Source organism: Pseudomonas sp. BF-R-01 (genome assembly GCF_019946615.1).
GTDB classification, from domain to species: Bacteria; Pseudomonadota; Gammaproteobacteria; order Pseudomonadales; family Pseudomonadaceae; genus Aquipseudomonas; species Aquipseudomonas migulae.
The window spans coordinates 19,952-44,124 of the sequence record NZ_JAGYFX010000045.1 but is presented as its reverse complement, the minus strand read 5'-3'; the positions used below and the strand labels follow the sequence as shown (position 1 = coordinate 44,124).

The following is a 24,173-nucleotide window of genomic DNA, read 5'->3' as shown; positions in this document are numbered from 1 at the left end:
GCCATGTTCACCCGATATCTTCTGGCCGCTGCTTTCGCAGCGCTCTCGATCACCGCGTCGGCCGACGACAAGCCCGCGGGCAAGGTGACGGTCGTGTTCGACCGGCCCATTCCCAATATCCCCGGCAAGAGCATGAAGGGCGTGGTTGTCGAGTATGGGCCGGGCGCCGCATCGCCGGCCCACACCCATCCGAAAACGGCCTTCATTTATGCGACGGTCCTGGAAGGCTCGTTTCGCATAAAAGTCAAAGGCGAGCCGGAAAAGATCTACAACGTCGGCGAAAACTTCGTAGAGGAGCCTGGCTCCGTGCACGAAGTCAGCGCCAACGCCAGCGATACCCAACCTGCGCGTTTGCTGGCGGTGTTCGTCCTCGATTCCGGGGAAAAGGAGCTCGTCACGCCCATCGGCAAGTGACTTCACACACGCGCTGATCGACGCGCGATAGCCGGGCGGCAGGCCACTGCCGCCCTTTGGCTGCTGTAGGTTTATTGGCATTGAACAGGTAATGAGAACAATGAACTCGCTCCAGGACAAGGCCGCCATAGCCGCCGGCGCAAACGCTGAAATCCCTGTCGCCGCGCCGCGTCGCAGCAAGAAAAAAACCATCGGCCGATTGCTGTGCGTCGCCGCCGTTCTGGTCCTGGCTACCGGAGGGGCCGTGGCTGTTTTCAGCGGCACGACCTCCACCGATAATGCTTATGTGCGCGGCGACGTGACCTCGCTCGCCGCCAAAGTGGCCGGGTACATCACGTCGGTAGAGGTCGAGGATAACCAGACCGTCCGGGCGGGTGATGTCCTGTTTCGCATTGATGATCGAGACTACCGCGCTCGGCTGGCGCAGGCCGTGGCGAATGTCAGTGCGGCCCAGGCTCGCCTGAGCCATGTCGATGCCCAGACCCAGCTTCAACGGGCCCTGATCCGCCAGGCCGAAGCCCAGAGGCGTTCAGCTTCCGCCGAGATGAATCTGGCGGCCAAGACCCATGATCGCAACCGCAAACTGATCGTCAGCAACGCGGTCAGCCATGCCCTTGTCGATGAAACCGCCGCCGCACAATCCAGAGCCGAGGCGACGGTATCGGCCGCCTCGGCATCGGTCGAGGCGCAACAGCAACACATCGCCGTGCTCGTTACCGAGCGCGAAGCAGCCGTTGCGGCGGTGAATCAGGCGCAGGCGGCGCGGGATCTCGCCCAGATCGATTTCGACAGCACCGTGGTCCGCGCGCCTGTCGATGGCGTTATCGGTAACCGCCAGGTCCGCGTCGGTCGGTATGTGACGACGGGCGTGTCGTTGCTCGATATCGTGCCGGTCCATGATGTGTGGGTCGTGGCGAACTTCAAGGAAACCCAACTCGAGCACATTCGCCCCGGTCAACGGGTGCGCATCACAGTTGACGGCTATCCGAACGAGGCACTTGAAGGCGTGGTCGACAGCTTTGCACCGGGCAGTGGTTCGGCGTTCAGTCTGCTGCCCACGGATAACGCGACCGGCAACTTTGTTCGTGTCGTCCAGCGGGTGCCGGTGAAAATCCTGTTGGCCCACAACCCGTTGCCGGGCCGCATCGTGCCGGGCCTGTCTGCGCGGGTCGAGGTTGCGCAAGGAAGTGGCTCATGAGCCCGGTGGCCACCGCCACGCCGGGCAATGCCAGCGTGACGAATGGCCTCCTGATCATGGCGGGCATCCTGCTTGCCGCGCTGACGGAAGCGCTCGCCGGCACCGTCCTGTCGCTTGGCCGCAGCGACATCATCGGCGATACCTATGCAACACCCGATGAGTTCGCCTGGCTGGACATTGGCTACACCGCGTTCAAGCTGATCGGATTCATGACCGCTCCTTGGTTGGTGAACCGCTTCGGGCCGCGTCAGGTCCTCATCAGCGCCACTTTGGTCATGGGCCTGGCGTGCGCCGTTGCCGCCATGACGGCTCGGCTGGATCTGCTGGTAGCGCTTCGAGTTATCCAGGGCTTCGCCGGCGGCACGCTGCTGGTCGGTGGGCAGGTGATCATCTTTCGCGCCTGGCCGCGATCACATCAACCCATCCTTCAGGCGCTGTTCGCCATGGGCGCGGTTGTCGCGCCCGCCACCCTCGCACCGGCCCTTCAAGGATGGTTGATCGATAGCCAGTCCTGGGCCTGGATTTTCTTCAGCGTTGTTCCGCTCGCCCTGGCGGCCAGTGGACTTTTGCTGACCGCCGACGCCCCGATGCCGACCAAGACACGGCATCGTCCGTTTGACGGGGTCGGCTTCTGCCTGATCTGCGTCACCTTGTTGTGTTTTACCTATGTGCTCAGCCAGGGCAGCCGATGGGACTGGTTCGAGGAACCGCGCATCCTGTGGCTGACCGTGATGGGGGCAGCCGCGTTGCTGGCTTTTCTTGGCCAGCAAGTGTTGACCCAAGGCCAGGGTGTGCTCGATTTCACCCTGTTCAAATCGAGCGATTTTACCTTCGCCTTTATCGTCAGTTTTGTCGCCGGTGCGGCCTTGTTCGGCAGTGCGTTCCTGATTCCGGCGTTTGCACTGTCAGTCCTCGCGTTCACACCCACCGATGCCGGCCAGCTGCTGTTGCCCAGTGGCGCCTTTTTTATCGGGGCGTTGCTGATTTCGGCCTGGCTCATGCAGGCCCGCCGCGTTCCGCCGTTCGCCACCGTGCCCTTCGGCATCCTGATGATCATGGTTGCGATGTGGATGCTGTCCGGTTCCACCCGTGAAAGCGGCGCCGACGACATGATGGCGGCCATCCTGTTGCGCGGGTTGGGTCTTGGTTTTCTGTTTCTGTCGATCACCCTGATCGCGTTCAGTGACCTCAACAGGCGCAACCTCGCCAGCGGCATAGGGCTTTTCAATACGGGGCGCCAGTTGGGTGGCCTGATGGGCGTCGCAGGGCTCCAGACGCTGATTGAGCATAACGTTGTCGCCAACTCGGTGGTCCTTGGCGCCAGCGTCACTCCGGGAGGGGGCGCGGTCATCGAGCGGCTGACCGCCACGACAGCGATGTTGTCGGCCAAGGGAATGGATGCAGTGGCTGCGGGTCGGGCGGCGATGAACCTTCTGGGTCGTACCGTCACAGGTCAGTCCACCGTGATTGCGTTCGACAGCGCATTTGTTGCAGTGACGCTGCTTTTCGCAGTCGCCGCGCCCATGCTGGTCGGCATCAAAATCGGGTTGGGGCGATACGCGAAGCGGCGTGCTGCGGCGTCACCTCAATGAAGGCCACTCATTTGTTTGACGCAAGAAAAAGCCCGACTGATTAGGCCGGGCTTCTCGTTGAGTACCGCGATAGAGCCATTCATTCATACAGCGCGGCTTTCGATCAGGCGGTCGGAACCACCTTCGGCAACGCGGTTTTCGATCAGACGGTCAGAACCACCTTCGGCCACGCGGTTTTCGATCAGACGGTCGGAACCACCTTCGGCGACGCGGTTTTCGATCAGGCGGTCGGAGCCACCTTCGGCAACGCGGTTTTCGATCAGACGGTCGGAGCCACCTTCGGCAACGCGGTTTTCGATCAGACGGTCGGAACCACCTTCGGCAACGCGGTTTTCGATCAGGCGATCAGAACCACCTTCGGCCACACGATTTTCGATCAAACGATCCGAACCACCCTCAGCCACACGGCTTTCAATCAACCGATCCGAGCCGCCTTCAGCGACAACCGGGTGAGCGGACGAAGCGGCAAAAGCGTTAACTGCAAAAACCGAGAAAGCGATGCTGAGGAAGAGTTGGCGTTTCATGGTGGTGTGCTCCGGGGTGTAGTTGTTTGGTATGGAGGCGATGTTACGCCGCACAATTTTTAAGAGAACTTCATTGAATTAATGGTGACCATTGACGAAACCAATACATGGAAGAAGGTCCATGTTGTCCCAGTGATGGCATCTGGCTACGCGTTGCTTGATTGGATCCACAGTGGCACCCTCAGCGCCCGTCGCACCAAGGAGCCAGGTGATCAAGGAATGAGTGGATACGTACCCAACCCCCCGAAAAACTTCCGATACGACGAAGCCAAACCCGTCGACATCCACGCCAGACGCTGGGCCGAGTACGAGAAATACGGCAAGGCACCGGCGGCAGCGAAGGAGAAAGTCCGCGTCGCATTGCGCATTGGCGTGTTCTTCGACGGGACGCTGAACAATGCGAGCAACTCGGCTTCAGGATTGCTGTGTGGCGCCCATCATCCGATTTTGCCTGCGGATGTAGATGCGAGCTGCAAGCCGTATATGGCGGATCCGGAGGGGAGTTATGGGAATGATGTGAGTAATGTTTCGAAACTGTTTGACCTCTATCCGGAATCGAAAGACGTACAGGGCGCAGGCTCGGTCAAACTAGCGCTGCGAAGCCTCTACGTTGATGGGATAGGCACAAGTGCCGGCACCGAAGACAGCCTCCTGAATGCAGCCAGTGGGCGGGGCGCAACGGGTGTAGCGAGTAAGGTGCAGCAAGCGTTCGCGGACCTGAAAACATTGGTCAAGCGAGTAATCGAGAGTAATCCTGACAGCGAAATCACCTCGCTCACCTTTGACACGTTTGGTTTCAGTAGAGGCGCCGCTGCGGCACGGCATTTTGCAAACGAAATCGTCCGTTGCAAACAAGGGCCATTGGGAGAAGTGCTTCGAAGTAACCCCAAGGGTTTCAGCTCCAGCTTTGGCAGCCGATACAACAGCGAAATCATCATGGGTTTTGTCGGCCTGTTTGATACTGTTCCCTCTGTCGCGGGCTTTACAAATATGGGCGATATCAAAAGCCCGGTGGCTCCTGGCATTAACCTGTACCTGGACCGAAAATACTTCACCGATGTCGTGCAACTGACGGCTCGTGATGAACATCGTGCGAATTTTGCGTTGAGTAGTGTCGTTCCTGCGCATCCGGAAATTCCCCTGCCCGGTGTGCATTCCGACATTGGTGGTGGTTATCGCGAGGAAGTGGAAGAGTGTGTATTGGTGAGCCCAATGCAGGCCCTCACAATCAGTAAAGGTGAAGACATCCGTACCACCTCCATTTATCGAGACGCCCTTCAAGAGAAAGCCAAGTGGATTGCCAGCGGCTGGCCAGATGCAATGCTGGAGGTTGTTACTCCCGCGCCATCTGAGTTACCGGTGGCGGAGCAGGATCGTTTGGGGGGCAAAAAAGTCCGAGCCTATGCGGGCTTGCAACTAAAAAGATCGGTGAGTGGAAAGTTGTCGGTGGTATCTCTGCGCTTGATGCACAAGTTGGCGAAGGAGAAAGGCGTCCAGTTTGATGATGTTCCGCAAACTCCTGAGTACGCTGTCCCGGCAGAGCTTCAATCGTTCTGTGACAACGTCCTCGCAGGTCAGTACAAACCATCACCTGAAGAAGAAAGGTTGCTTAGGCTTAAGTACATCCACATGTCTGCTAACTGGAACAACCCGATTGGCGGCAGCCGTGAACGTGGGATGAAAATCCGCTACACCAATGCTCCAACGGATGACGGAGTCCGTGTTCGCCACCCACATATTGCTGACCCAAGCTGGAGATTATTTTGATGCGAGCAATCGTCATTTTGTTGTGCGCATTGCTGGCGACAGGTTGTCAGGCAACCGAGCCATTGTCGGGCAAGGACGATCCGAAAAATCCTTGGTGGAGTCTCAGTTTCAACGAGCCGTTCTACATGAAGGTTTGGGTAGAGGACAGCGCTGTTGAAGACATCAATGGCAAGCTGTTCAACCGCACGGGCGGAGGTCGTGCATCGGGGGGAGAACCCGAGAATGGAACCGAAGCGGCGCGTGGATGGGGTGAGCATATCGGCGGCAGTATTCGGGGAGTGGTCGGCGCTGACTTGCCAAAGCGCATATACGTACGTTGGCAGTCCATCGTCGAGCCACAAACCTATCATGCGTGGGTGGATATCCCCGAAGAGGCGCGTCAAATCATGCACGCCTCTGTGAACGAGCGTTGCGCGACAAGACCGCAGGAGGCTGCCAATTACCGGGCGGCGATGTATGTCGGATTGGCTCCCGGCGGCATTGTGCAAGTGTGGGTAGAGGATAAATGCCTGAAAACGATCAAGGTCGCACGGGCCCAGGCTGAGATAGAACCGTTAGGACCGAGTCAGGGAAAGAGTGAAGGAAAGTATGCCTATCCAGTCAGTGAAAAGGCGAAGCGCTACATCGAACAATTCGGCATCCCGTACGGCAGTTGGTAACCCCCCCCACACAAACAAAAACGGGCGCCTATCAAGGCGCCCGTTTTCATTTCGGCATAACGCATTCAAGCCTCACTAATCTGACTGACACTCGTCACCTGCCCATTCCAGACCATCTCGTAATGCGCCGCCTGAATCACCGATAAAACCGGTTTTGGCGTCATCAGCGCCCAGCAATCACTGCCGTGCATTCGCACCGAGTGGTAACGAAGCCCGGGACAACCTGCCTCTTTGACTGACTTCCCCAAACGACGGGAGTGCGTGTAATCGTCTGGATCATAAACAGGGTCCGTCATCGAAAGGGATGTCGCATCTTTCATCCCGGCCTCCACAAAAGAGCAGGACAACCCGCGGAAGACGAACCGCTCGTAGTTGAGGCTCGGGACGTTCGACCAGTACAGGCTCTGATGATGCTTCACTTCAGCCAGTGCCGTTTCCAGGGTGTCCGCCAGATACAACACTCCAAAACTGCCATCGCTGAACCGCGAGCCTGCCGGGTTGACGTGGGTAAAGGGGGCCGTCGCATAAGAGCAGCCCGGAATGCCGAACGGGATTTCACTGCGGCGAATCAGCTCAAGGCGACCCACTTCATTTTTCAGCCTCGGGTTGGTGAGTTCCTGGATCTGATACAGCACCTCAAACTCGTCCGCGTCCGCCACGTCATCAAACAAGGCCACCGGGGGGAACTTGGAATTGACCAGTCGATAGGCCTGCAATGGCTCGCCGGCAAGTGCTGCCAGTTCGCTCAGCCTCACCATTGCGCGCCCCGCAGCACGTCGATGCGCCGGAAGGTCTCATACAAGGAAATCATATCGCCCTGAGCCATGATCTCGAGCGGGGAGCGGCCGTTGAAGAATTCGTTGTCGTTGGCCATCGACGGGAAGCCGTAGACGTTTTCCGGGTTGTCGAACACCAGGCGCAGCGCCGCGTGGATGTTGAGCACGAAACTGATGCGCTGCATCTGGTCCGCGTCCAGCGCCACCGCCCACTCGGGATCGCGTTGGCGGGCGCGGGTGTAGGTGCTGCGGGAGATGCGCAGGATTCGGCAGGCCTGATCGCTGGAGGCGCGCCATTTATCGAGAATGCCGACAGCGGCGCGCAGGCCGGTTACGCACTGGCTTTTGGTGAAGGCTTGTTGCTGGAGGGCAACGGCCATGTTCATGACCTCAAATTGAATCTATAGATTCAAAATTAGGTAAAAAGCATCTGTGGAGCAAGTTCGTTGCGACCAGTGGTGGCTGCTATCGTAATAAGCCTTCCGGTTGCACGAATTCAGAGGAGGCGCACCATGGACTCTTTTACCGGCGGTTGCCTGTGCGGCAACGTGCGAATTGTGGCATCCGGGCGGCCATACCGGGTCGGCCTCTGTCACTGTCTCGACTGCCGCAAGCATCATGGCGCGCTGTTTCACGCCTCCGCGATATTCCCCGAGCGTGCGGTGACGATCACCGGCGAAACCCGCGACTATGCCGGGCGTTTTTTTTGTCCGCGCTGTGGCTCCTCGGTTTTCGCCCGCACCGACGACGAAGTCGAAGTGAACCTGGGATCGCTGGATGCCCCTGACCAACTGACGCCCACCTATGAAAGCTGGATCATTCGCCGCGAGCAGTGGTTGCCGCCGTTTCCATTGACCCGCCGATACAAGCACGACCGCGAAGGCACGGGACGTTTTGAAGGGTAGCCCCCAAACCTGTAGGAGCCGGCTTGCTGGCGATGGCGGCCTCAAGGGCTGCGCAAAAGTCCGGATTGCTTCGCCAGCAAGCCGGCTCCTACAGGGGGTGTGTTCTTCCAGCGGCATCAGCGTTGTGAATGCCACCGACCAGGCACCCCGGAACCTGTAGGAGCTGGCTTGCCAGCGATGAGGCCCACGCAATCAACGCAATGTTCAAGGCCCAATCGCCAGCAAGCCGGCTCCTACAGGGGTTGTGTTCTACCAGCGGCATCAGCGTTGTGAATGCCACCGACCAGGCACCCCGGAACCTGTAGGAGCTGGCTTGCCAGCGATGAGGCCCTCGCAATCAACGCAATATTCAAGGCCTAATCGCCGGCAAGCTGGCTCCTACAGGATCGGCGGTGTCACGAAACCAGGGATTGCAGCTTTTTCATGATCCCGACGCTCGGATCTGTGTTTTTGGCTGAGCTGGATTTTTCGCTGTCAGATCCGTCCGTCACGATACCCGCGAGGATTTCAGCCAGGTTGTGGAAATGCCCGGTCTTCTTCTCGGCGGGGTCCAGGCTCGAGCTCTGATTAAGCGCCGCTTCCAGCGACAAATGCTGGGACAGCCACTCAGGCTTGGCTTTCTCTTCGGGGCTCATGTTGTCCATGAAATCCAGGGCGGCGCGGGCCCGGCCGTAAGGGTCGTTGATAAACGGGTCTTTCCAGTTTTTTTGCTGGTCCGCCGGGCCACTGTAGTAACCGGTGGCGAGGCGCGCCTGTTGGCGCATCAAGGCTTGTGCCGAGGCTTGTTCCTCTGCGGTGAAGGTCCCGCCCTGATTGGTGGCGACGGCGTTCAGCGAGCGTCGATCCAGATCGCCCATCAGTGCATTCCGGTCTTCATCGCTGCTGGTGTACGGTTTGCCGCTGGCTTTCATCAGCGCGTATTTTTCATCCATGCGCTTGCGGGCATCGGTGGCCACTTCGGCAAACGTCTTGTCCTTGGAACTGGAGACCGCGCCAGGCTTGGAGGCACCGAGGACGAGGGCGTCGGCGTTCATGCCCGAACGCACCGGGAAGAACGGCGCGTTGCCGGTGATCGAATTGCTGTAGGCGGTGGAGGTGCTGGACAGGCTCACCGAATCGTCGTTCGGTGTCTTGGCCGGATCATCCTGAGTCACGCGTTGCTGTTGCGCAGCCGCCGCAGCCTTCGCCTCGGCGGCAGAGGTGTAGGCCGACATCGCCGCATTCGTTGAAGTCGAAGTTGAAGCAGTGATCATTGTTCTTCCTTGACGAGAGAGGCTCGCAAATGGCCGCGTTGGATCGCTTTGTATCGGACAAGATACGCAGTATTTGTGAACCTATCACTCATGCATGCGTATCAACACAACTGGCGAGTCAGCGGGTAGGTGACAGCTCGTCGCTGGCCAGGGTCCGATCCACCAGGCGCAGGCTGTTGCGTCCGCCGCGCTTGGATTCGTAAAGCGCGGCGTCGCCTTGCTCGATCAGGGCGGCCAGGCTCGACGGCGGCTGGTCGAACAGGTTGGCGCCGATGCTCAAGGTGACCGGTTCAGGCGTGGTGAATGCCTGTGCGGCGGCCTGGTGAAACCGGTCCCGCAGCGCGTTGCCCAACCCGACGACTCGCTCACTCGATGCGTCATTCAGCAGGATGACAAATTCGTCACCGCCCAGCCGGGCCGCCAGTGCACCGCCGGGCAAAACCGCGCGAATCATCTCGCTCAGCGAAACCAGCAATCGATCGCCGGCCGTGTGGCCGTAGAGGTCGTTGACCAGTTTGAAGTTGTCGATGTCGATCAGCAGCAGCGCGCCCGGTCGCGTGCCCGAGACGTTCTCCAGCAGGCGCGGTGCCCGTACTTCGAGGGCGCGGCGGTTGTACAGGGCGGTCAACGGATCGCGTGCCGCCAGTCGTTCAATCTGTTTCTCCCGCCGGTAGCGCTCGGTGCCGGTCATCGAGAGTGCGATCAGCATGATCGCCATCGCGCCCTCAGCCAGCGAAATCTGGATGATCTCGCCACGAAAGGCCGCCAGATCGATCAGCGTGCCTGGCACGACCACCGATATCGCCTTGGCCAGATAGAACAGCCCGTGGGTCAGCAGCACATAACGCAGTTGCACCGCGCCCACGCTCAAAGACTTGCCATGAGGACGCAGGAGGAAGCTGGCCCTGAGCGTCGGCAGGGCGACCAGCAGCGAATTGGCCACCAGCATGAGCTTCGACCACGACGCTTCGTCCGGCAGCAACAGCATGGCAAACCAGGCTGCAAAAATCAGGTACCAGGCGCGAGACAGGCGCACCTGCGTAAAACGCGCGACGCCCAACAGGAACAGGAAGTGCGCCGTCACCAACAGGCCGTTGGCGAACCAGATACCGATCAGCAACAGGCCGCTGATGCGCAGCAAGGCGAGGGTCGAACCCACGGTGATCGTGGCAAATCCTGCGCTCCAGAACAGCAGCGAGGGTTCGCGAATGCTGCGCCACTCGATCGCCAGATACAGCGCGGCGGCTGCTGCGAGGGCGATAGAGAGTGTCAACATCGTTGGAGGGTCGAGCGCCATAGCCGGACGGGTCTGCCTGATCTGCGGGAGAGGGCTGTGATTGTAGCGTTCAAGACTGTTTTTCGCAGGGCTCGTCATCCGTATATCGCACTGTCGATTTCCCGGCGTCTCGTTCGACTACGGTTAAGGAATGCGCCTGATCGTCGGTGTTTCCTGCAAGAGCGCTGTCACGAAGACCAACCGGGAGAAGACCATGCGCACGCTCACCGTTGCCGCTTTCATCAGTCTTGATGGCGTTATTCAAGCACCCGGCGGGCCCGAAGAGGATCCCGACGGCGATTTCCGTTTCGGTGGCTGGATCGTGCCTTACGCCGACGAAGCCTCCGGCCAGGCCATCAACGAACTGTTCTCGCAGCCGTTCGAGTTACTGCTGGGGCGCCGCACCTACGACATTTTTGCGGCGTATTGGCCCGACAAAAACGACCATCCCATCGGCGACCTGTTCAACCGCGTGGCCAAGCACGTCGCCACGCATCGACCCGATACGCTCGGCTGGCAGAACAGCCATGCACTGAAAGGCAACCTTGCCGACGCGATACGCGTGCTCAAACAGCAGGACGGCCCCCGTTTGTTGACCCAGGGCAGCAGTGATCTGGTGCGCCAATTGCTGGCCGCCGGGTTGGTCGACGAGCTGCGGCTGATGACGTTTCCCGTGGTCCTGGGGCGCGGCAAGCGCCTGTTCGGCGACGATGCTCTGGCGTCGGCGTTCACCCTGGCGCACTCGATCACCACGCCAGCGGGTGTATTGATCAGCCGCTACGAACGCAGCGGCGAAGTACGTACGGGAACGTTCGAAGACGTTGACTAGGAAAAACCGCCACATTCTTTTGGAGAACAAAAATGGTCAGCAAAAACACGATTTGCCTGTGGTATGACGGCGCCGCGCTGGACGCCGCGACGTTCTACGCCGAAACATTTCCGGACAGTGCGGTGAACGCTGTCCACCGCGCCCCCGGCGACTATCCGGCGGGCAAGAAGGGCGACGTCCTGACGGTGGAGTTCACGGTGATGGGCATCCCGTGTCTCGGGCTCAATGGCGGGCCGTCGATCAAGCACAACGAGGCCTTCTCGTTTCAGGTGGCGACCGACGATCAGGCCGAGACGGACCGCTTGTGGAACGCGATAGTAGGGAACGGCGGCGAAGAAAACGTCTGCGGCTGGTGCCGGGACAAGTGGGGTTTGTTCTGGCAGATCACCCCTCGGGTGCTGACGGCGGCGATCACTGATCCCGATCCCGCCGCGGCCAAGCGTGCATTTGAGGCGATGATGCAGATGGGCAAGATCGACGTCGCGGCGATTGAAGCGGCGCTCAGGGGTTAGCCGGGTTAAACAAACCACGAGGGTGAGTTTCACCCTCGTGCCACCGCTGGCACCTCTGTTGGCTTCTCACCTGATGAAACATCGTGCAGGGAGATCTTCGAAGTCTCCGGCAACGCCAGGCCGCCAACCAACGCCAACACTGCAATGGCAATCAAGTAGAACGCTGGCGAGAGATTGCTGCCGGTGGTACTGATCAGCCAGGTCGCCATCAGCGGCGCGGTGCCGCCGAACAGGGTGTAGGCCATGTTGTAGGTGATCGCCGATGCGGTGTAGCGAGTGCGCGTCGGGAAGGTTTCCGAGAGCAGGGCGGCGGTCACCACGTTACACAACACGGCGCCAATCGCCAGGAGCATGACGCCAACGATGGAGGCTGCGAACGAGCCGGAACTGGCCATCATGAACGATGGATACACCGCCACGATTAACAGCGCGCAGGCCGTCATCACCGTCATGCGCCGCCCGACCCGGTCCGAAAACAAACCGGCCAACGGGCACATCAGTGCGGCGAAGATCAGTGCAATCAGCGACACCAGTAACGCCGTTGCGCGACTCAGGCCGCCCGCGACCTGCAAGTAAGTCGCGAAGTAGGTGGTGAACATGTAGAACGACAGGGCCGTCAACGAGATGAACGCACCCAGGCAGCAGATGGCCGAGCCATGGTTGCGCAGGGTCTCCTTGAGCGGGGAGTGCGCGACGGCATGTTGTTGGGTGACGGCCTGGAACGCCGGGGTTTCATCCATCTTCCAGCGCAGGTAAAGACCGACCAGGCCCAGTGGCGCCGCAATCAGGAACGGCAGGCGCCAGCCCCAGTTGCCCATGGCTTCGGCCGACAGTGACGCCTCGAGTGCGTAAGCCACCACGGCTGCCGATGCAAAGGCTGCAAAGGTCGACACCGGAATGAAACTGCCATACCAGGCCCTTTTATCGCTGGGGGCATGTTCCATCAGATAGGCGCAGGCACCGGCATATTCGCCCCCGGCGGAAAAACCCTGGGCGCAGCGGATCAAGCTCAGAAGCACCGGTGCCGTGACACCGATCGCGGCGTAGGTCGGCAACAAACCGATCAGGGTCGTCGCGCCCGCCATCAGCAGGATGGTCATCGCCAGGGTACGCTTGCGACCGATCCGGTCACCGAGCATGCCGAAGAAAATCCCGCCCAGGGGCCGAAACGCAAAGGCCACGGCGAATACCGCAAAGGTTTTCAGCAGCGCAGCGCTGGCATCGCCGCTGGGGAAAAACTGCTGAGCGATGGTCGTCGCCAGAAAGCCGTAGACGGCAAAGTCAAACCACTCGACGAAATTGCCGATGCCGGCGGCGACAATCACTTTTCTCAGGGTTTGCGGGCTGACCTGCTCTGTCGCGGCGCTTGTCATGCTGAACCTCGATGTCTCATGGGTTTAGCGTTCGATTATCGCGGCAGCCGCTGAAACGTCTCAGCTCAAAAGTGTCGTCGGCATAGTCAGGACCGACTCAAAAGCATGCCCAGGCCTCAGCGCAAACTCCACGACACCCCGACATACGCCGCCATACCTTCGCCCGGCGTCGACCGTGCTGCGTCCAGACCTTTGTCGTCGTAGCCCGGCGTGACGGTGGCGGCGTAGTGCTTGTTGGTCAAGTTGCGCAGGTCCAGCCAGGTCTGCCAGTCGCCCTTGGGCGCGTTGTAGCCCACAGTCGCGCCGAACAGTGCGTAAGGATCGGCGTAATAGCTGTTGGCGTAATCGACCGCAGTTTTCGACACCCACTGCGTATTGAGCCCGGCGAAGAAACCCTGGGGCCAGTCGTAGCGCAGTTCGCCCTGGTAGTAGTGCATCGGCAAGCCCGGCAGGCGGTTGTCGCCGAAGCGGTCGTCGTCGCGGTAGTGGAAGTCGCTGAAGGTGTAGCTCTGGCGCAAGCTCAGTTGGCCGCCATCGCCGGACGACCACAGGTTGCTTTGCAGGCTGGCTTCCACACCTTGGTGCACGGTCGGGCTGGCGTTGAGTTCGTAAGGCGTCACGGCATTGGCATCCGGCAACACCGAAAGCAATTCGTGCTGCACCTGAGCGTAGTACCAGGCCAGGCTCCATTGCCCCATCGTGCTGTCGCCGCGGCCGCCGAGTTCGAGGGTGGTCGCGGTCTGGTTCTGCAGTTTGATCGGGTCGCGCTGGGCGCCTGTGGCGACACCGCTGCCTGCCGGGAAGCGAATGTTGGAGCTGTAGATCAGCGACCACGGGTGCGGCGCTTCGACCGAGCGGCTGAGATTGCCGAACAGCTGCAAGTCCGGTGTGAGTTGATAGCGCAGGCCCACGCGTGGTGCGTAGTCCCAGTCGTTGAGGCTGGTTTTGCCGCCACCTTCCGGGAAGGTCACGGCGCTTTCGCGGCGGGTGTAAATGGCTGCGAGGCCGGTGGTCAGCCACAGGTCGTCGGCGATCTCCAGGTCATTGCCCATATGCAAGACCGTGTCTGAACCCTGGTAGGTGAAGTTGCGAATGGGCGTGCCCGGCGCATAGCCGGCGGTGTTGCCGGTGGGGATGCGCACTGATTCGCTGGCGCCGGCATTGGGCAGGTGCTTCGTCACGCGCAGGCCCAGCGTGCTATGGCTTTCCAGGCCCCAGAGGGTGTCGCGACGCTTATAGTCGAAGGTGCCGCTGACGTCCGTGTACGCCACCTTCAAGCGGTTGGGACCCTCACGCAAATCCATCGGGTAGTCGTGGTAGACAAGGCCGGTCTGGATACTCGAATCGTCATCGATGTAGTAGGTGGTCTTGTTGCCGAAGAAGGTGCTGCCCGGTTGTTCGCGACGGTCGTCCCGCGCCACGTAAGCGGGGTTGGCCGCCCGTGGGTCGTGCTCGATGGAGTGCTTGGTCACCCGGCCGGCGAGGTCGTTATCGGTCTGGCGATAGCGTAGGTAGAAACGCGTTTCCAGCTTCGGGTTGAAGCGATAGCCGAAGTTGGCGATGACGCCCTGGCTCTCGCTGGCCGTGTGATCCTGATAGCCGTCGGCGCGCGCATCGGTCGTGGACACGTAGTAGTCGAAATCCCCCAGCACCTGCCCGGAACTGACCTGACGCTGCTGATAACCGTGGCTGCCCATGGCGTAGCGCACCTGCAACAGCGGTGCGTCGTAGCCGGTGTGGCTGATGTAATCGATGGCTCCGCCCAAGGCCAGGGCGCCCTTGTCGAAACCGTTGGCGCCGCGCAGCACTTCCACATGATCGAGCCACAGCGGCTCCAGCAACTCGTAGGGCGTGCCGCCCGGGCCGGTCAGCGGCAGACCATCGAGCATGGCGTACAGCCCCGAGGCATGGGCGCCCGGTGCACGGTTGATCCCCGAGCCACGGATCGAAATCTTCACCCCTTCATTGCCCGCAGACTGGGCATAGACCCCCGGCTGATAGGCCAGCACATCCTGGTTGCTGGCCACGCGGCCCTGAAGGGGGCGGCGCATATCGACCACATTGGTGCCGCCGGGCACCTGGGCAAGCCGGGCCTCGGCGTCCTCGATTGTCTGGTCTTCGCCGCGCTGCTCCTCAGCCTGAATCAGCACCTGTCCCAGCTCCAGGCCTTGGGCTTCCTCGGCCATGGCCGGACAGGCAAGCGCCAGCCCCAGCAGCGTAGCGGGCAGGGATTTGGGCGAGGGCATGAGAGAACTCCAGACAGATAGAAACGGGCAGTGAGAACTGCGACGTATGAACTAACGAGTGGAACACATGGCAATTTTGCTTTTTTGCCAGCTCAACGTTCATCCGCTTCGGTGCAGCCATCCTGACCCTGCGCCGACAGGCTGCCGCACAAGAGACGTGCGCCTATCCACGAATGCCCGCTGCGGTGGCTTTCCTGTTCGTGATCACGTCACTTTTGCTCGGCGATCAATCCTGAAAGAACTTCAGCTGAGGTGGTGGTGTGCCGAAAATGGTGGGTCCAGAGGCTGATACCCAGTTGCCCGGAGCGGTCCAGGGATGAACCCACCGTGAGGTCGGTGACAAGCGTTGGATAAAGGCCGGCGTCAAACAGTGCAAAGCCTGCGGCCAGGACACAGGTGTCCGTCTGGATACCGCAAACCAGGACACGGTCCGGCTTCAGGCGCTTCAAATAGTCCATGGTCTCAGGCGAAGGTGCATAGCCGTGCTTGACGAAAACCTGCTCTGTTTTTACCGCGCTGCTGTCGAGCGCCGCAGGGTGCCAGCCGAGCTGTTGATGGAACGGCGTGCGCTGCTCGTCATGCAGCTCGACGGTCGCCACCGCCGGGACAACGTCCGCGATTTTTTGAATACCCTTCACGAGCCATTCAGGCGGCGAGAAGGTGGATTGAACATCCACAACGAGAAGAACTTGGCGCATGGTCTGGATTCTCCATTCGGCGCGCTACATTATCACCCCGTGCACTCAGCGCCAGTGCACAGCAGGTGTCTGATTGACAGGACTGCTACTCATATCAAGGAGACACCAAGATGGTCGAAGAGATTTTGAAATCGAAGCTGGTCAATTTTCTGGTGCCCGACGCCCGAGTGGACTACGACACCGTGAGCGATCTGTACGACGAGGCGGGGAGTGTTGGCGCGGGGCAAAAGCGCTGTGCAATGCTGGCCTTGTCACTGGCTTAACCCAACAGCTGCTCGCCGAGCAAAACGACCGCGATGATGATCATGGCCGTTCCGGAGAAACGACTGACACACCGGGCCGCGGCGGGGCGTGCTTGCAGTACGGCCTGTGAGCCGAATCCCACGAGCAAATAAATCACGCCACAACTGACCGTGTGGATGAGCCCCAGCGCAATCATTTGCATCGGCACAGGCCAGGCCGCTGCCGCGTCGGTGAATTGCGGCAACAGCGCCAAAAACAGCAAAAACACTTTCGGATTCAGCCCGCTCACACAAAGCCCCTTGATCGCCCAACGCTGCCAGGAGCCCGGCGCCTGAGCATCATCTGAGTGCGGCGTAGCGGGGCGGGCGAGCATGTTGATGCCCAACCACAGCAGATAACCGGCCCCGGCAACGGTCAGCACCGACAAGACAACGGGGTGGTTGGCCACCAGCGTGCCGACGCCCGCGGCAACGATCATCGTGGCAATCAAATGACCGGACAACAGCCCACCCACGGCGGGTATCACGACCCGGCCCTTCAACCCCGCCGAAATCGCGTAGGCCCAATCCGCCCCCGGCGTGATGACGAACAGAATCGACACCGCCCAAAAAGCCACGAAAACACTCAAGGTCATGGCGCTAACCACTTCTGCTGCTGATACACCGTGCTCTGCATCGTCCCGCTCCGAAAAATATGGATGCGAGGAAGAATAAGGAAATCTTGTTAGAATTTACTTTCAAAGATGATCATCAGAATGCGCAGAGTTGGGAGAAAATTCGAAATGGACAGGATTGATCGCAAGATTCTTTCTGAGCTGCAAAAGGACGGTCGCCTGTCGGTCACCGAACTCGCCGAGCGCGTGGGCCTGAGCCTTTCCCCTTGCCATCGACGCGTCCGGGCATTGGAGGAGTCGGGTGTGTTGCTCGGCTACAGAGCCCAATTGGACCCAAGCGCCTTGGGCCTTAACTTTTCCGCGATGGTGTTTGCCACGTTGCGTGAGGGCGACCGCAAAGCGGTCGAGGCATTCGAGACGGCGCTTGTCGACATCCCGCAGGTGGTCGATGCCCAGCGGTTGTTCGGCGAACCGGATTATCTGCTGCACGTCATCACTCAGGATTTGCCGGCCTTTCAACGGCTTTACGATGAAAGCCTTTCGACCTTGCCCAACGTGCAGCGGCTGACGTCGACGCTGGTCATGAAACGGGTGGTGCAGGACAGGCCTTTGCCCCTGTGATGTGAGAGGCGGGCAATGGAAAGCACACGATCCCGCGTGGATTTCAGGATGGTCGATTAACACGTAATGCTGGCTTAATTCATGTCCGGTGTTATCGCCTGCGTCGAAACCTGATGACGGGTTGCTGACGACTCAAGCCCATCGTAAGAGCCATTTGCAGCGACTACACTCCACCCCATGAAACGCTATCTGCGGTTTTGCATCATTTTCATGATCAGCCTGGCGCTTCCCCTCAGCGGGATGGCGGGCGTTCAGGCACCGACAGAACCGTGCCCCATGAAGACGATGGGCATGGCGATGATGGACGGCATGGGAATGGACTGCTGCAACGACATGAAAAGCCCCACCGAGCATGGCAAGCCTTGCAAACCAGGCCAGGAATGCAAGACGGGCGGCATGCTGCAAGTCTCGATTATCAAGCCTCCCATAACCGCATTCAGCCCCGTAGCGCTTTCCTTCTTTAGCGATTCCCTGCCCGTGAAAACCCCGTCCGGGGTATGGCGACCGCCCCGCGTTTGATTCCTGTCCCACATCGAACCTCATTCCGCATTAGCGGGATGACCTGGCTGTGCGCATGTCTTTTGACGCGCGCAGTTGATGATCACAGGAATCGTAGACATGAACTCCAAGTGCTATTGCACAGGCTGGCCCCTCGTGGTCGGCCTGGCGGCAAGCGTACTGGCATTGCCGAGCTTCGCTGCCGCACTGACACTCGATGAAGCGTTGCGGCTGGCCGAAAACAATGCGCCGTCACTGACCGCACAAGACGCCAGGATTCAGGCTGCCAGCAGCGCAGCCATCCCGGCGGGTGAACTACCTGATCCCAAGTTGCTTCTGGGAGTGCAGAACTACCCCATAGGCGGTCCGGATCGCTGGAGCCTCGACCAGGATTTCATGACCATGCAAATGGTCGGGGTCCGGCAGGAGATGCCGAACAGCGACAAGCGCAAAGCCCGTATCGAGGTCGCCGATGCGGCTGTTGATCGCGCCGCCGCCGAGCGTCGGGTCGAACGTCTGAAGGTCCGCCAGTCCACCGCACTGGCCTGGATCAGCAGCTATTCCATCGAGCGTAAAGATGCGTTGTTCCAGGACTTCTACAAAGAAAACCGCCTGCTGAGCGATACCGTCCGGGCCCGGATTGCTGGCGGCCGCGCCCAGCCCGCCGATGCGGTGACACCCAAGCAGGAAGCCGCTCAGTTGGCAGAGCAGCAGGACGATCTGATTCTGCAGCGAGCCCAGGCCCGAGCCGCCCTCAAACGCTGGATTGGCTCAGCCGCCAACGACAAGCCTGTGGGCAGCCTGCCTGAATGGCCCGTCGATACCTCAAGCTACTCCCATCAACTGCAACACCATCCGGAGCTGGCAGCGTTTGCGCCGATGACCCGCGAAGCGCAAGCCAGGGTTCGTGAAGCCGAGTCGGAGAAGCAATCGGATTGGAGTTGGGAGCTTGACTATCAGCATCGTGGCCGACAGTTCGGCGACATGGTCAGCGTGCAGTTTTCCTGGGATCTGCCGTTGTTTCCTGACACTCGCCAAAACCCGAAAATCGCCGCCAGACACGCTGAACTCAACCAGCTTGAGGCCGAGCGCGAAGCCTTGTCACGCGAGCACACCCAGCAACTGGAAAACCAACTGGCTGACTACGAGCGCCTGAATCGTGCCGTGCACCGAAACCAGGAAAGCCTGTTGCCGCTGGCCAAGGAAAAGGTCGAACTCAGCATGGCCAGCTACCGGGCCGGCAAAGGCGATTTAGACACCGTTGTGACCGCCCGACGTGAACTCATCGAAGCCCGGCTCAAACAGATCGACGTGGAAGAGCAGCGCGCGCTGACCAGTGCGCGTTTGTATTTTGCTTATGGGGAGGCCAGCCAATGAAACTTGAAAAATGGAACGGGGCATTGCTGGTTAGCCTTTCGCTGGCATTAGGTGTTGCCGGTGGTTATGGGGTCGCGCACCAGCGTATGAGCGCAGCGCCAAATGCGGTGGCGGAGCAAGACATCAATGCTGTGCCCGAACGCAAAGCCCTGTATTGGTACGACCCGATGTACCCGCAGCAAAAGTTCGACAAACCGGGCAAGTCCCCCTTCATGGACATGCAACTGGTTCCCCAATACGCCAGCGGCGCAGGAGACCGGGCGACTGTCAGTATCGACCCGGGGCTGACCCAGAATCTCGGGCTGCGTTTTGCGACTGTCACCCGTGGAACCTTTCATTCCAGTCTCGACGTGACAGGTGTCCTGGCGCTCAACGAACGTGATGTTGCGGTGATTCAGGCACGCACCGCTGGCTTTGTGGAGCGAGTCTATGCCCATGCTCCCGGAGATGTGCTGAACGCCAACGCAGCGTTGGCGGATATTCTGGTGCCGGAATGGGCTGCGGCTCAGACAGAGTTCCTTGCCCTGAAGCGTAGCGGCGACGCTGAGCTGTTGGCTGCAGCCCGCCAGCGACTGCAGCTCACCGGAATACCGGCAGCGCTGATCACTCAGATCGAGCGTAGCGGTAAGGTTCAGCCATACCTGACGCTGACCAGTCCCATCGCCGGTGTGCTGCAAGCCTTGAACGTACGCACGGGCATGACCGTGGCGACGGGCGACACGCTGGCACGCGTCAATGGCTTGAGCAGTGTCTGGCTGGCCGTGGCCGTTCCAGAGTCGCAGACCGGATCGATCACAGTGGGGCAGACGGTCGAAGCACGGCTGCCAGCCTTCCCGGGGACCGTGCTCAACGGCGAGGTCAGCGCTATTTTGCCCGAGACCAGTGCGGACAGTCGCACCCTGCGTGTGCGGGTGGAACTGCCCAATCCGGACGGCCGCCTCAGGCCGGGTTTGACGGCGCAGGTGCGCCTGAACCGTTCGAGCGAACACAGTGTGTTGTGGGTGCCGAGCGAGGCGGTTATTCGCACGGGGCGACGGGCCTTGGTGATGCTCGCCGAAGACACTGGCCACTACCGCCCGGTAGAGGTGCAACCCGGACAGGAAAGTGATGGCAGGACGGCCATTTTGAAAGGACTGGAAGAAGGCTGGAAGGTGGTTACGTCTGGCCAGTTCCTGCTGGACTCGGAGGCCAGTCTCAAGGGCATTGTCGCCAGCACTGAGGACGAGTCGCCACCCAGCGCAGCAGCCTCCGGTATTCATGAGGCGGATGGGGACAAATCGGGGAGCCAGCCATGATTGCGGCCCTGATTCGTTGGTCAGTCGCCAACCGGTTCCTGGTGTTACTGGCGACACTGTTCGTCACGGCGTGGGGCATATGGTCAGTGCAGAGCACACCCATCGATGCGCTGCCGGATCTCTCGGATGTTCAGGTGATTATCCGCACTCCCTTTGCGGGGCAAGCGCAGCAGATTGTCGAGAACCAGGTGACCTATCCGTTGGCCACCACCATGCTCTCAGTGCCAGGAGCGAAGACGGTGCGTGGTTATTCCTTCTTCGGTGACAGCTTCGTTTACGTGCTGTTCGAAGACGGCACTGACGTGTACTGGGCCCGTTCGCGGGTGCTGGAATATCTGAGTCAGATACAAAGCCGGTTGCCGGCCAGCGCCAAACCGGCGTTGGGACCCGATGCGACGGGGGTGGGCTGGATCTATCAGTACGCACTGGTGGATCGCAGCGGTGGACACGACCTGGCGCAACTGCGCGCGCTTCAAGACTGGTTCCTCAAGTTCGAACTCAAGACCCTGCCCAACGTCGCGGAAGTGGCCACGGTGGGGGGCATGGTCAAGCAATACCAGGTGCAACTCGATCCGCTGAAACTGGCCAGCCTCGGCATCACTCAGACAGAGGTGACCGAGGCTATCGGCAAGGCCAATCAGGAAACGGGTGGCGCGGTACTGGAGATGGCGGAGACCGAGTTCATCGTGCGCGCTTCCGGTTATCTGAAAACGCTCAACGACTTCCGGGCGATCCCGCTCAAGTTGGGGGCGGATGGTGTGCCGGTGACCCTTGGCGATGTCGCCACTATTCAGTTGGGGCCGGAAATGCGGCGGGGCATTACCGAACTCGACGGCGAGGGCGAAACCGTCGGTGGCGTGGTGATTTTGCGCAGCGGCAAGAACGCTCGCGAGACCATTGCGGCGGTCAAGACCAAGCTCGACGAACTGAAAAGCAGTTTGCCGGCCGGAGTGGAAATCGTCACCACCTACGACCGCAGCAAACTGATCGACCGCGCGGTGGAAAACCTCAGCCATAAGTTGATCGAAGAGTTCATTGTCGTCGCGCTGGTTTGCGGGATCTTCCTTTGGCACTTGCGCTCATCACTGGTGGCGATCATCTCCCTGCCGGTGGGCGTGCTGATGGCCTTCATCATCATGCGTTACCAAGGGATCAACGCCAACATCATGTCCTTGGGCGGGATTGCCATCGCCATCGGCGCCATGGTCGATGCTGCCGTGGTGATGATCGAGAATGCCCACAAGAAGATTGAGGCCTGGCACGCGGCCAATCCGGGGGAGGAACTGAAGGGCGAGCGTCATTGGCACGTCATGACCGAAGCAGCGGCAGAGGTCGGCCCGGCGCTGTTCTTCTGTTTGTTGATCATCACGTTATCGTTCATTCCGGTGTTCACCCTGGAAGCTCAGGAGGGGCGACTGTTCGGCCCGTTGGCGTTCACCAAAACCTATGCGATGGCCGCGGCGGCGGGGTTGTCGGTGACCTTGGTGCCCGTGCTGATGGGGTACTGGATTCGCGGGCGAATTCCCGGTGAGCAACAAAACCCGTTGAACCGCTGGTTGATCAGGATCTACCAGCCGGCCCTGGAGGCGGTGCTGCGCCGTCCCAAAGTCACCCTGCTGGTGGCACTGGTGGTGTTTGTCAGTGCGCTATGGCCAATGTCGCGCCTGGGCGGTGAGTTTCTCCCGCCTTTGGACGAAGGTGATCTGCTCTATATGCCTTCCGCTCTCCCGGGGTTGTCGGCACAGAAAGCTGCGCAGCTGCTGCAACAGACCGACCGCCTGATCAAGACGGTGCCCGAAGTCGAGCACGTGTTCGGCAAAGCGGGGCGTGCCGAAACTGCCACCGACCCGGCACCGCTGGAAATGTTCGAGACCACCATTCAATTCAAGCCACACGAGCAATGGCGGCCAGGCATGACTCAGGAAAAACTGGTGGAAGAACTGGATCGCGTGGTTCGGGTTCCAGGGCTGACCAATATCTGGATACCGCCGATTCGCAACCGTATCGACATGCTTGCCACCGGCATCAAAAGTCCGATCGGAGTGAAAGTCGCCGGCACCCAATTGACGGACATCGATGCTGTCACCCAGGCGGTCGAGCGGGTGGCCAAAGGCGTACCCGGTGTCAGTTCAGCGCTGGCCGAACGCTTGACCGGCGGCCGCTATATCGACGTGGATATCGACCGCAAGGCCGCCGCTCGCTACGGGCTGAATATCGCTGATGTGCAGTCCATCGTGGCCGGCGCTATCGGTGGTGAAAATGTCGGGGAGACTATTGAAGGGCTCGCACGTTTTCCGATCAACGTACGTTACCCGCGGGAGTGGCGTGACTCGCTCGGTGCCCTGGAGCAATTGCCGATCTACACGCCGTCAGGCATCCAGATCACCCTGGGGACAGTGGCCAACGTCAAAATCAGCGACGGCCCGGCGATGCTCAAAAGTGAAAACGCCAGGCCTTCAGGCTGGGTCTATATCGATGTGCGTGGCCGGGACATTGCCTCGGTGGTCGCTGATTTGCGCCATGCCGTAAACGAGCAGGTCAAGTTGCAGCCTGGCATGAGCCTGAGCTACTCAGGGCAGTTCGAGTTTCTCGACAGAGCCAATGCACGACTCAAACTGGTGGTGCCAGCCACGCTGTTGATCATCTTCGTGCTGCTCTACCTGACGTTTGCGCGCTTCGATGAGGCGTTGCTGATCATGGCCACGCTGCCATTCGCGCTGACTGGCGGGGCATGGTTCATCTATCTGTTGGGATTCAATCTGTCGGTCGCCACTGGTGTCGGCTTTATCGCCCTGGCCGGTGTTTCCGCCGAGTTTGGCGTGATCATGCTGCTCTATCTGAAAAACGCCTGGGCAGAACGTGAAGACCTCGGCGACAGCACTGAGCGCGGGCTGGTTGCGGCGATTCGTGAAGGCGCTGTGCAGCGTGTTCGCCCCAAGGCCATGACCGTGGCCGTGATCATTGCCGGCCTGTTACCCATCCTGTTGGGCAGCGGAACCGGCAGTGAAGTGATGAGCCGCATTGCCGCGCCCATGGTCGGCGGCATGATCACGGCTCCCTTGCTTTCCCTTTTTGTCATTCCGGCAACCTATCGCCTGATGCGCCGCCGACATCTCGTCATTGAATCCACTCACCTTAAAGGAAACGTCGTATGAAACTGACCCATATTGCAGTGGCAGGAACCTTGGTTGCGTTGTCTTTCCTGGCTCGTGCAGAGGACATGCCGGGTATGAAAATGGACGGTATGGAGGGCATGCAGACAAAAGAGACAACGCAGGCGCCCGTCGCTAATGCCAACGGAACGATCAAGGCTATCGATGCTGCCAGACACACGGTGACCATCTCCCACGGCGCAGTACCCGCCGTGCAATGGCCGCCGATGACCATGGCCTTTTCCGTGACGGATGATCAGCTCGCCGGGCTGTCGGCCGGAGACCGTGTCTCGTTTGCTTTCCGGGTCGAGGGTGGCAGCGCGACGATTGTTTCAATCAAAAAATAGGGCAG

24 protein-coding genes are annotated in these 24,173 nt (G+C 60.2%); 15 read left to right on the top strand and 9 right to left on the bottom strand.

Features of this window, described 5'->3' with window-relative positions:
* The first annotated feature begins 3 nt into the window (after window positions 1-3).
* From KGB27_RS17790 to KGB27_RS17780, 3 genes are all read left to right on the top strand, one after another.
* Window positions 4-414 carry a cupin domain-containing protein gene (locus KGB27_RS17790; protein ID WP_207286579.1) on the top strand — a complete coding sequence of 137 codons (411 nt, stop codon included), beginning with the start codon at window positions 4-6 and terminating at the stop codon, window positions 412-414.
* A 100-nt stretch (window positions 415-514) separates the two neighbouring features.
* Entirely contained in the window at window positions 515-1,612 is a 1,098-nt protein-coding gene (locus KGB27_RS17785; protein ID WP_223555548.1) for an HlyD family secretion protein, read from the top strand.
* Entirely contained in the window at window positions 1,609-3,204 is a 1,596-nt protein-coding gene (locus KGB27_RS17780; RefSeq protein ID WP_223555546.1) for a DHA2 family efflux MFS transporter permease subunit, read from the top strand. Before KGB27_RS17785 ends, KGB27_RS17780 begins: the two co-directional genes overlap by 4 nt.
* Window positions 3,205-3,287: 83 nt before the next feature.
* On the opposite strand, the gene KGB27_RS17775 is transcribed toward KGB27_RS17780, so the two are convergent.
* The gene (locus KGB27_RS17775) at window positions 3,288-3,728 is read right to left on the bottom strand and encodes a phage infection protein (protein WP_145316151.1); all 441 of its coding nucleotides are present in this window, start codon (window positions 3,726-3,728) and stop codon (window positions 3,288-3,290) included.
* Window positions 3,729-3,947: 219 nt separating this feature from the next.
* Between KGB27_RS17775 and KGB27_RS17770 the strand changes: the two genes are divergently transcribed.
* Complete coding sequence (locus tag KGB27_RS17770; RefSeq protein WP_223555557.1) at window positions 3,948-5,495, top strand: T6SS phospholipase effector Tle1-like catalytic domain-containing protein; 1,548 nt, start codon at window positions 3,948-3,950, stop codon at window positions 5,493-5,495.
* On the top strand, window positions 5,495-6,154 hold the full coding sequence (locus KGB27_RS17765; protein ID WP_223480966.1) for a DUF2931 family protein: 660 nt from the start codon (window positions 5,495-5,497) through the stop codon (window positions 6,152-6,154). The genes KGB27_RS17770 and KGB27_RS17765 overlap by 1 nt, the downstream gene beginning before the upstream one ends.
* 65 nt (window positions 6,155-6,219) lie before the next feature.
* Here the strand turns inward: KGB27_RS17765 and KGB27_RS17760 are convergent, their stop codons facing one another.
* Window positions 6,220-6,912 carry an RES family NAD+ phosphorylase gene (locus KGB27_RS17760; protein WP_192228799.1) on the bottom strand — a complete coding sequence of 231 codons (693 nt, stop codon included), beginning with the start codon at window positions 6,910-6,912 and terminating at the stop codon, window positions 6,220-6,222.
* Window positions 6,906-7,310: an antitoxin Xre-like helix-turn-helix domain-containing protein gene (locus KGB27_RS17755; RefSeq protein ID WP_192228800.1), complete on the bottom strand. Its 405-nt coding sequence runs from the start codon at window positions 7,308-7,310 to the stop codon at window positions 6,906-6,908. The genes KGB27_RS17760 and KGB27_RS17755 overlap by 7 nt, the downstream gene beginning before the upstream one ends.
* 132 nt (window positions 7,311-7,442) lie before the next feature.
* On the opposite strand from KGB27_RS17755, the gene KGB27_RS17750 reads away from it, so the two are divergent.
* Window positions 7,443-7,835 carry a GFA family protein gene (locus KGB27_RS17750; RefSeq protein WP_008024674.1) on the top strand — a complete coding sequence of 131 codons (393 nt, stop codon included), beginning with the start codon at window positions 7,443-7,445 and terminating at the stop codon, window positions 7,833-7,835.
* 395 nt (window positions 7,836-8,230) lie between these two features.
* On the opposite strand, the gene KGB27_RS17745 is transcribed toward KGB27_RS17750, so the two are convergent.
* Window positions 8,231-9,088, bottom strand: coding sequence for a hypothetical protein (locus KGB27_RS17745; RefSeq protein ID WP_223555544.1), 858 nt, complete (start codon window positions 9,086-9,088; stop codon window positions 8,231-8,233).
* 118 nt (window positions 9,089-9,206) lie between these two features.
* Window positions 9,207-10,385, bottom strand: a complete 1,179-nt coding sequence (locus KGB27_RS17740; protein ID WP_223555542.1) for a GGDEF domain-containing protein — start codon at window positions 10,383-10,385, stop codon at window positions 9,207-9,209.
* 193 nt (window positions 10,386-10,578) lie between these two features.
* Between KGB27_RS17740 and KGB27_RS17735 the strand changes: the two genes are divergently transcribed.
* Together KGB27_RS17735 and KGB27_RS17730 are read left to right on the top strand one after the other, a co-directional pair.
* Complete coding sequence (locus tag KGB27_RS17735) at window positions 10,579-11,193, top strand: dihydrofolate reductase family protein (RefSeq protein ID WP_223555540.1); 615 nt, start codon at window positions 10,579-10,581, stop codon at window positions 11,191-11,193.
* A 32-nt stretch (window positions 11,194-11,225) separates the two neighbouring features.
* Window positions 11,226-11,705 (top strand): VOC family protein, encoded by a 480-nt coding sequence (locus KGB27_RS17730; RefSeq protein ID WP_223415373.1) that lies wholly within the window; start codon window positions 11,226-11,228, stop codon window positions 11,703-11,705.
* Between the two features lie 29 nt (window positions 11,706-11,734).
* Here the strand turns inward: KGB27_RS17730 and KGB27_RS17725 are convergent, their stop codons facing one another.
* From KGB27_RS17725 to KGB27_RS17715, 3 genes are all read right to left on the bottom strand, one after another.
* On the bottom strand, window positions 11,735-13,078 hold the full coding sequence (locus KGB27_RS17725; protein WP_223555538.1) for an MFS transporter: 1,344 nt from the start codon (window positions 13,076-13,078) through the stop codon (window positions 11,735-11,737).
* 116 nt (window positions 13,079-13,194) lie between these two features.
* Window positions 13,195-15,324 carry a TonB-dependent receptor family protein gene (locus KGB27_RS17720; RefSeq protein ID WP_223555536.1) on the bottom strand — a complete coding sequence of 710 codons (2,130 nt, stop codon included), beginning with the start codon at window positions 15,322-15,324 and terminating at the stop codon, window positions 13,195-13,197.
* 209 nt (window positions 15,325-15,533) lie between these two features.
* Window positions 15,534-16,022 carry an isochorismatase family protein gene (locus KGB27_RS17715; protein ID WP_223451910.1) on the bottom strand — a complete coding sequence of 163 codons (489 nt, stop codon included), beginning with the start codon at window positions 16,020-16,022 and terminating at the stop codon, window positions 15,534-15,536.
* A gap of 110 nt (window positions 16,023-16,132) precedes the next feature.
* Between KGB27_RS17715 and KGB27_RS17710 the strand changes: the two genes are divergently transcribed.
* Window positions 16,133-16,285 carry a hypothetical protein gene (locus KGB27_RS17710; protein WP_223555534.1) on the top strand — a complete coding sequence of 51 codons (153 nt, stop codon included), beginning with the start codon at window positions 16,133-16,135 and terminating at the stop codon, window positions 16,283-16,285.
* Here the strand turns inward: KGB27_RS17710 and KGB27_RS17705 are convergent.
* Window positions 16,282-16,899 carry a LysE family translocator gene (locus KGB27_RS17705; protein ID WP_223555532.1) on the bottom strand — a complete coding sequence of 206 codons (618 nt, stop codon included), beginning with the start codon at window positions 16,897-16,899 and terminating at the stop codon, window positions 16,282-16,284. The genes KGB27_RS17710 and KGB27_RS17705 overlap by 4 nt on opposite strands.
* A gap of 147 nt (window positions 16,900-17,046) precedes the next feature.
* Here KGB27_RS17705 and KGB27_RS17700 point away from each other — a divergent pair, with 147 nt between their 5' ends.
* From KGB27_RS17700 to KGB27_RS17675, 6 genes are all read left to right on the top strand, one after another.
* On the top strand, window positions 17,047-17,499 hold the full coding sequence (locus tag KGB27_RS17700; RefSeq protein WP_008035574.1) for an Lrp/AsnC family transcriptional regulator: 453 nt from the start codon (window positions 17,047-17,049) through the stop codon (window positions 17,497-17,499).
* A gap of 177 nt (window positions 17,500-17,676) precedes the next feature.
* On the top strand, window positions 17,677-18,018 hold the full coding sequence (locus KGB27_RS17695) for a hypothetical protein (RefSeq protein ID WP_207286569.1): 342 nt from the start codon (window positions 17,677-17,679) through the stop codon (window positions 18,016-18,018).
* A 99-nt stretch (window positions 18,019-18,117) separates the two neighbouring features.
* The gene (locus KGB27_RS17690; protein ID WP_223555530.1) at window positions 18,118-19,374 is read left to right on the top strand and encodes a TolC family protein; all 1,257 of its coding nucleotides are present in this window, start codon (window positions 18,118-18,120) and stop codon (window positions 19,372-19,374) included.
* Window positions 19,371-20,669 (top strand): efflux RND transporter periplasmic adaptor subunit, encoded by a 1,299-nt coding sequence (locus tag KGB27_RS17685; protein WP_223555528.1) that lies wholly within the window; start codon window positions 19,371-19,373, stop codon window positions 20,667-20,669. The genes KGB27_RS17690 and KGB27_RS17685 overlap by 4 nt, the downstream gene beginning before the upstream one ends.
* Window positions 20,666-23,824 (top strand): efflux RND transporter permease subunit, encoded by a 3,159-nt coding sequence (locus tag KGB27_RS17680; RefSeq protein ID WP_223555526.1) that lies wholly within the window; start codon window positions 20,666-20,668, stop codon window positions 23,822-23,824. Before KGB27_RS17685 ends, KGB27_RS17680 begins: the two co-directional genes overlap by 4 nt.
* Window positions 23,821-24,168 carry a copper-binding protein gene (locus tag KGB27_RS17675; protein ID WP_223555524.1) on the top strand — a complete coding sequence of 116 codons (348 nt, stop codon included), beginning with the start codon at window positions 23,821-23,823 and terminating at the stop codon, window positions 24,166-24,168. The genes KGB27_RS17680 and KGB27_RS17675 overlap by 4 nt, the downstream gene beginning before the upstream one ends.
* The last annotated feature ends 5 nt before the right edge of the window (window positions 24,169-24,173 follow it).

Excerpts from the sequence above, each read along its gene's own strand:
- KGB27_RS17735 (WP_223555540.1), top strand. The coding sequence starts at position 10,579 with ATGCGCACGCTCACCGTTGCCGCTTTCATCAGTCTTGATGGCGTTATT.
- KGB27_RS17700 (WP_008035574.1), top strand. The coding sequence starts at position 17,047 with ATGGACAGGATTGATCGCAAGATTCTTTCTGAGCTGCAAAAGGACGGT.
- KGB27_RS17730 (WP_223415373.1), top strand. The coding sequence starts at position 11,226 with ATGGTCAGCAAAAACACGATTTGCCTGTGGTATGACGGCGCCGCGCTG.
- KGB27_RS17775 (WP_145316151.1), bottom strand. The coding sequence starts at position 3,728 with ATGAAACGCCAACTCTTCCTCAGCATCGCTTTCTCGGTTTTTGCAGTT.
- KGB27_RS17740 (WP_223555542.1), bottom strand. The coding sequence starts at position 10,385 with ATGGCGCTCGACCCTCCAACGATGTTGACACTCTCTATCGCCCTCGCA.
- KGB27_RS17710 (WP_223555534.1), top strand. The coding sequence starts at position 16,133 with ATGGTCGAAGAGATTTTGAAATCGAAGCTGGTCAATTTTCTGGTGCCC.
- KGB27_RS17790 (WP_207286579.1), top strand. The coding sequence starts at position 4 with ATGTTCACCCGATATCTTCTGGCCGCTGCTTTCGCAGCGCTCTCGATC.
- KGB27_RS17720 (WP_223555536.1), bottom strand. The coding sequence starts at position 15,324 with ATGCCCTCGCCCAAATCCCTGCCCGCTACGCTGCTGGGGCTGGCGCTT.
- KGB27_RS17750 (WP_008024674.1), top strand. The coding sequence starts at position 7,443 with ATGGACTCTTTTACCGGCGGTTGCCTGTGCGGCAACGTGCGAATTGTG.
- KGB27_RS17695 (WP_207286569.1), top strand. The coding sequence starts at position 17,677 with ATGAAACGCTATCTGCGGTTTTGCATCATTTTCATGATCAGCCTGGCG.
- KGB27_RS17755 (WP_192228800.1), bottom strand. The coding sequence starts at position 7,310 with ATGGCCGTTGCCCTCCAGCAACAAGCCTTCACCAAAAGCCAGTGCGTA.
- KGB27_RS17785 (WP_223555548.1), top strand. The coding sequence starts at position 515 with ATGAACTCGCTCCAGGACAAGGCCGCCATAGCCGCCGGCGCAAACGCT.
- KGB27_RS17780 (WP_223555546.1), top strand. The coding sequence starts at position 1,609 with ATGAGCCCGGTGGCCACCGCCACGCCGGGCAATGCCAGCGTGACGAAT.
- KGB27_RS17685 (WP_223555528.1), top strand. The coding sequence starts at position 19,371 with ATGAAACTTGAAAAATGGAACGGGGCATTGCTGGTTAGCCTTTCGCTG.
- KGB27_RS17675 (WP_223555524.1), top strand. The coding sequence starts at position 23,821 with ATGAAACTGACCCATATTGCAGTGGCAGGAACCTTGGTTGCGTTGTCT.
- KGB27_RS17690 (WP_223555530.1), top strand. The coding sequence starts at position 18,118 with ATGAACTCCAAGTGCTATTGCACAGGCTGGCCCCTCGTGGTCGGCCTG.
- KGB27_RS17765 (WP_223480966.1), top strand. The coding sequence starts at position 5,495 with ATGCGAGCAATCGTCATTTTGTTGTGCGCATTGCTGGCGACAGGTTGT.
- KGB27_RS17705 (WP_223555532.1), bottom strand. The coding sequence starts at position 16,899 with ATGACCTTGAGTGTTTTCGTGGCTTTTTGGGCGGTGTCGATTCTGTTC.
- KGB27_RS17725 (WP_223555538.1), bottom strand. The coding sequence starts at position 13,078 with ATGACAAGCGCCGCGACAGAGCAGGTCAGCCCGCAAACCCTGAGAAAA.
- KGB27_RS17770 (WP_223555557.1), top strand. The coding sequence starts at position 3,948 with ATGAGTGGATACGTACCCAACCCCCCGAAAAACTTCCGATACGACGAA.
- KGB27_RS17745 (WP_223555544.1), bottom strand. The coding sequence starts at position 9,088 with ATGATCACTGCTTCAACTTCGACTTCAACGAATGCGGCGATGTCGGCC.
- KGB27_RS17760 (WP_192228799.1), bottom strand. The coding sequence starts at position 6,912 with ATGGTGAGGCTGAGCGAACTGGCAGCACTTGCCGGCGAGCCATTGCAG.
- KGB27_RS17680 (WP_223555526.1), top strand. The coding sequence starts at position 20,666 with ATGATTGCGGCCCTGATTCGTTGGTCAGTCGCCAACCGGTTCCTGGTG.
- KGB27_RS17715 (WP_223451910.1), bottom strand. The coding sequence starts at position 16,022 with ATGCGCCAAGTTCTTCTCGTTGTGGATGTTCAATCCACCTTCTCGCCG.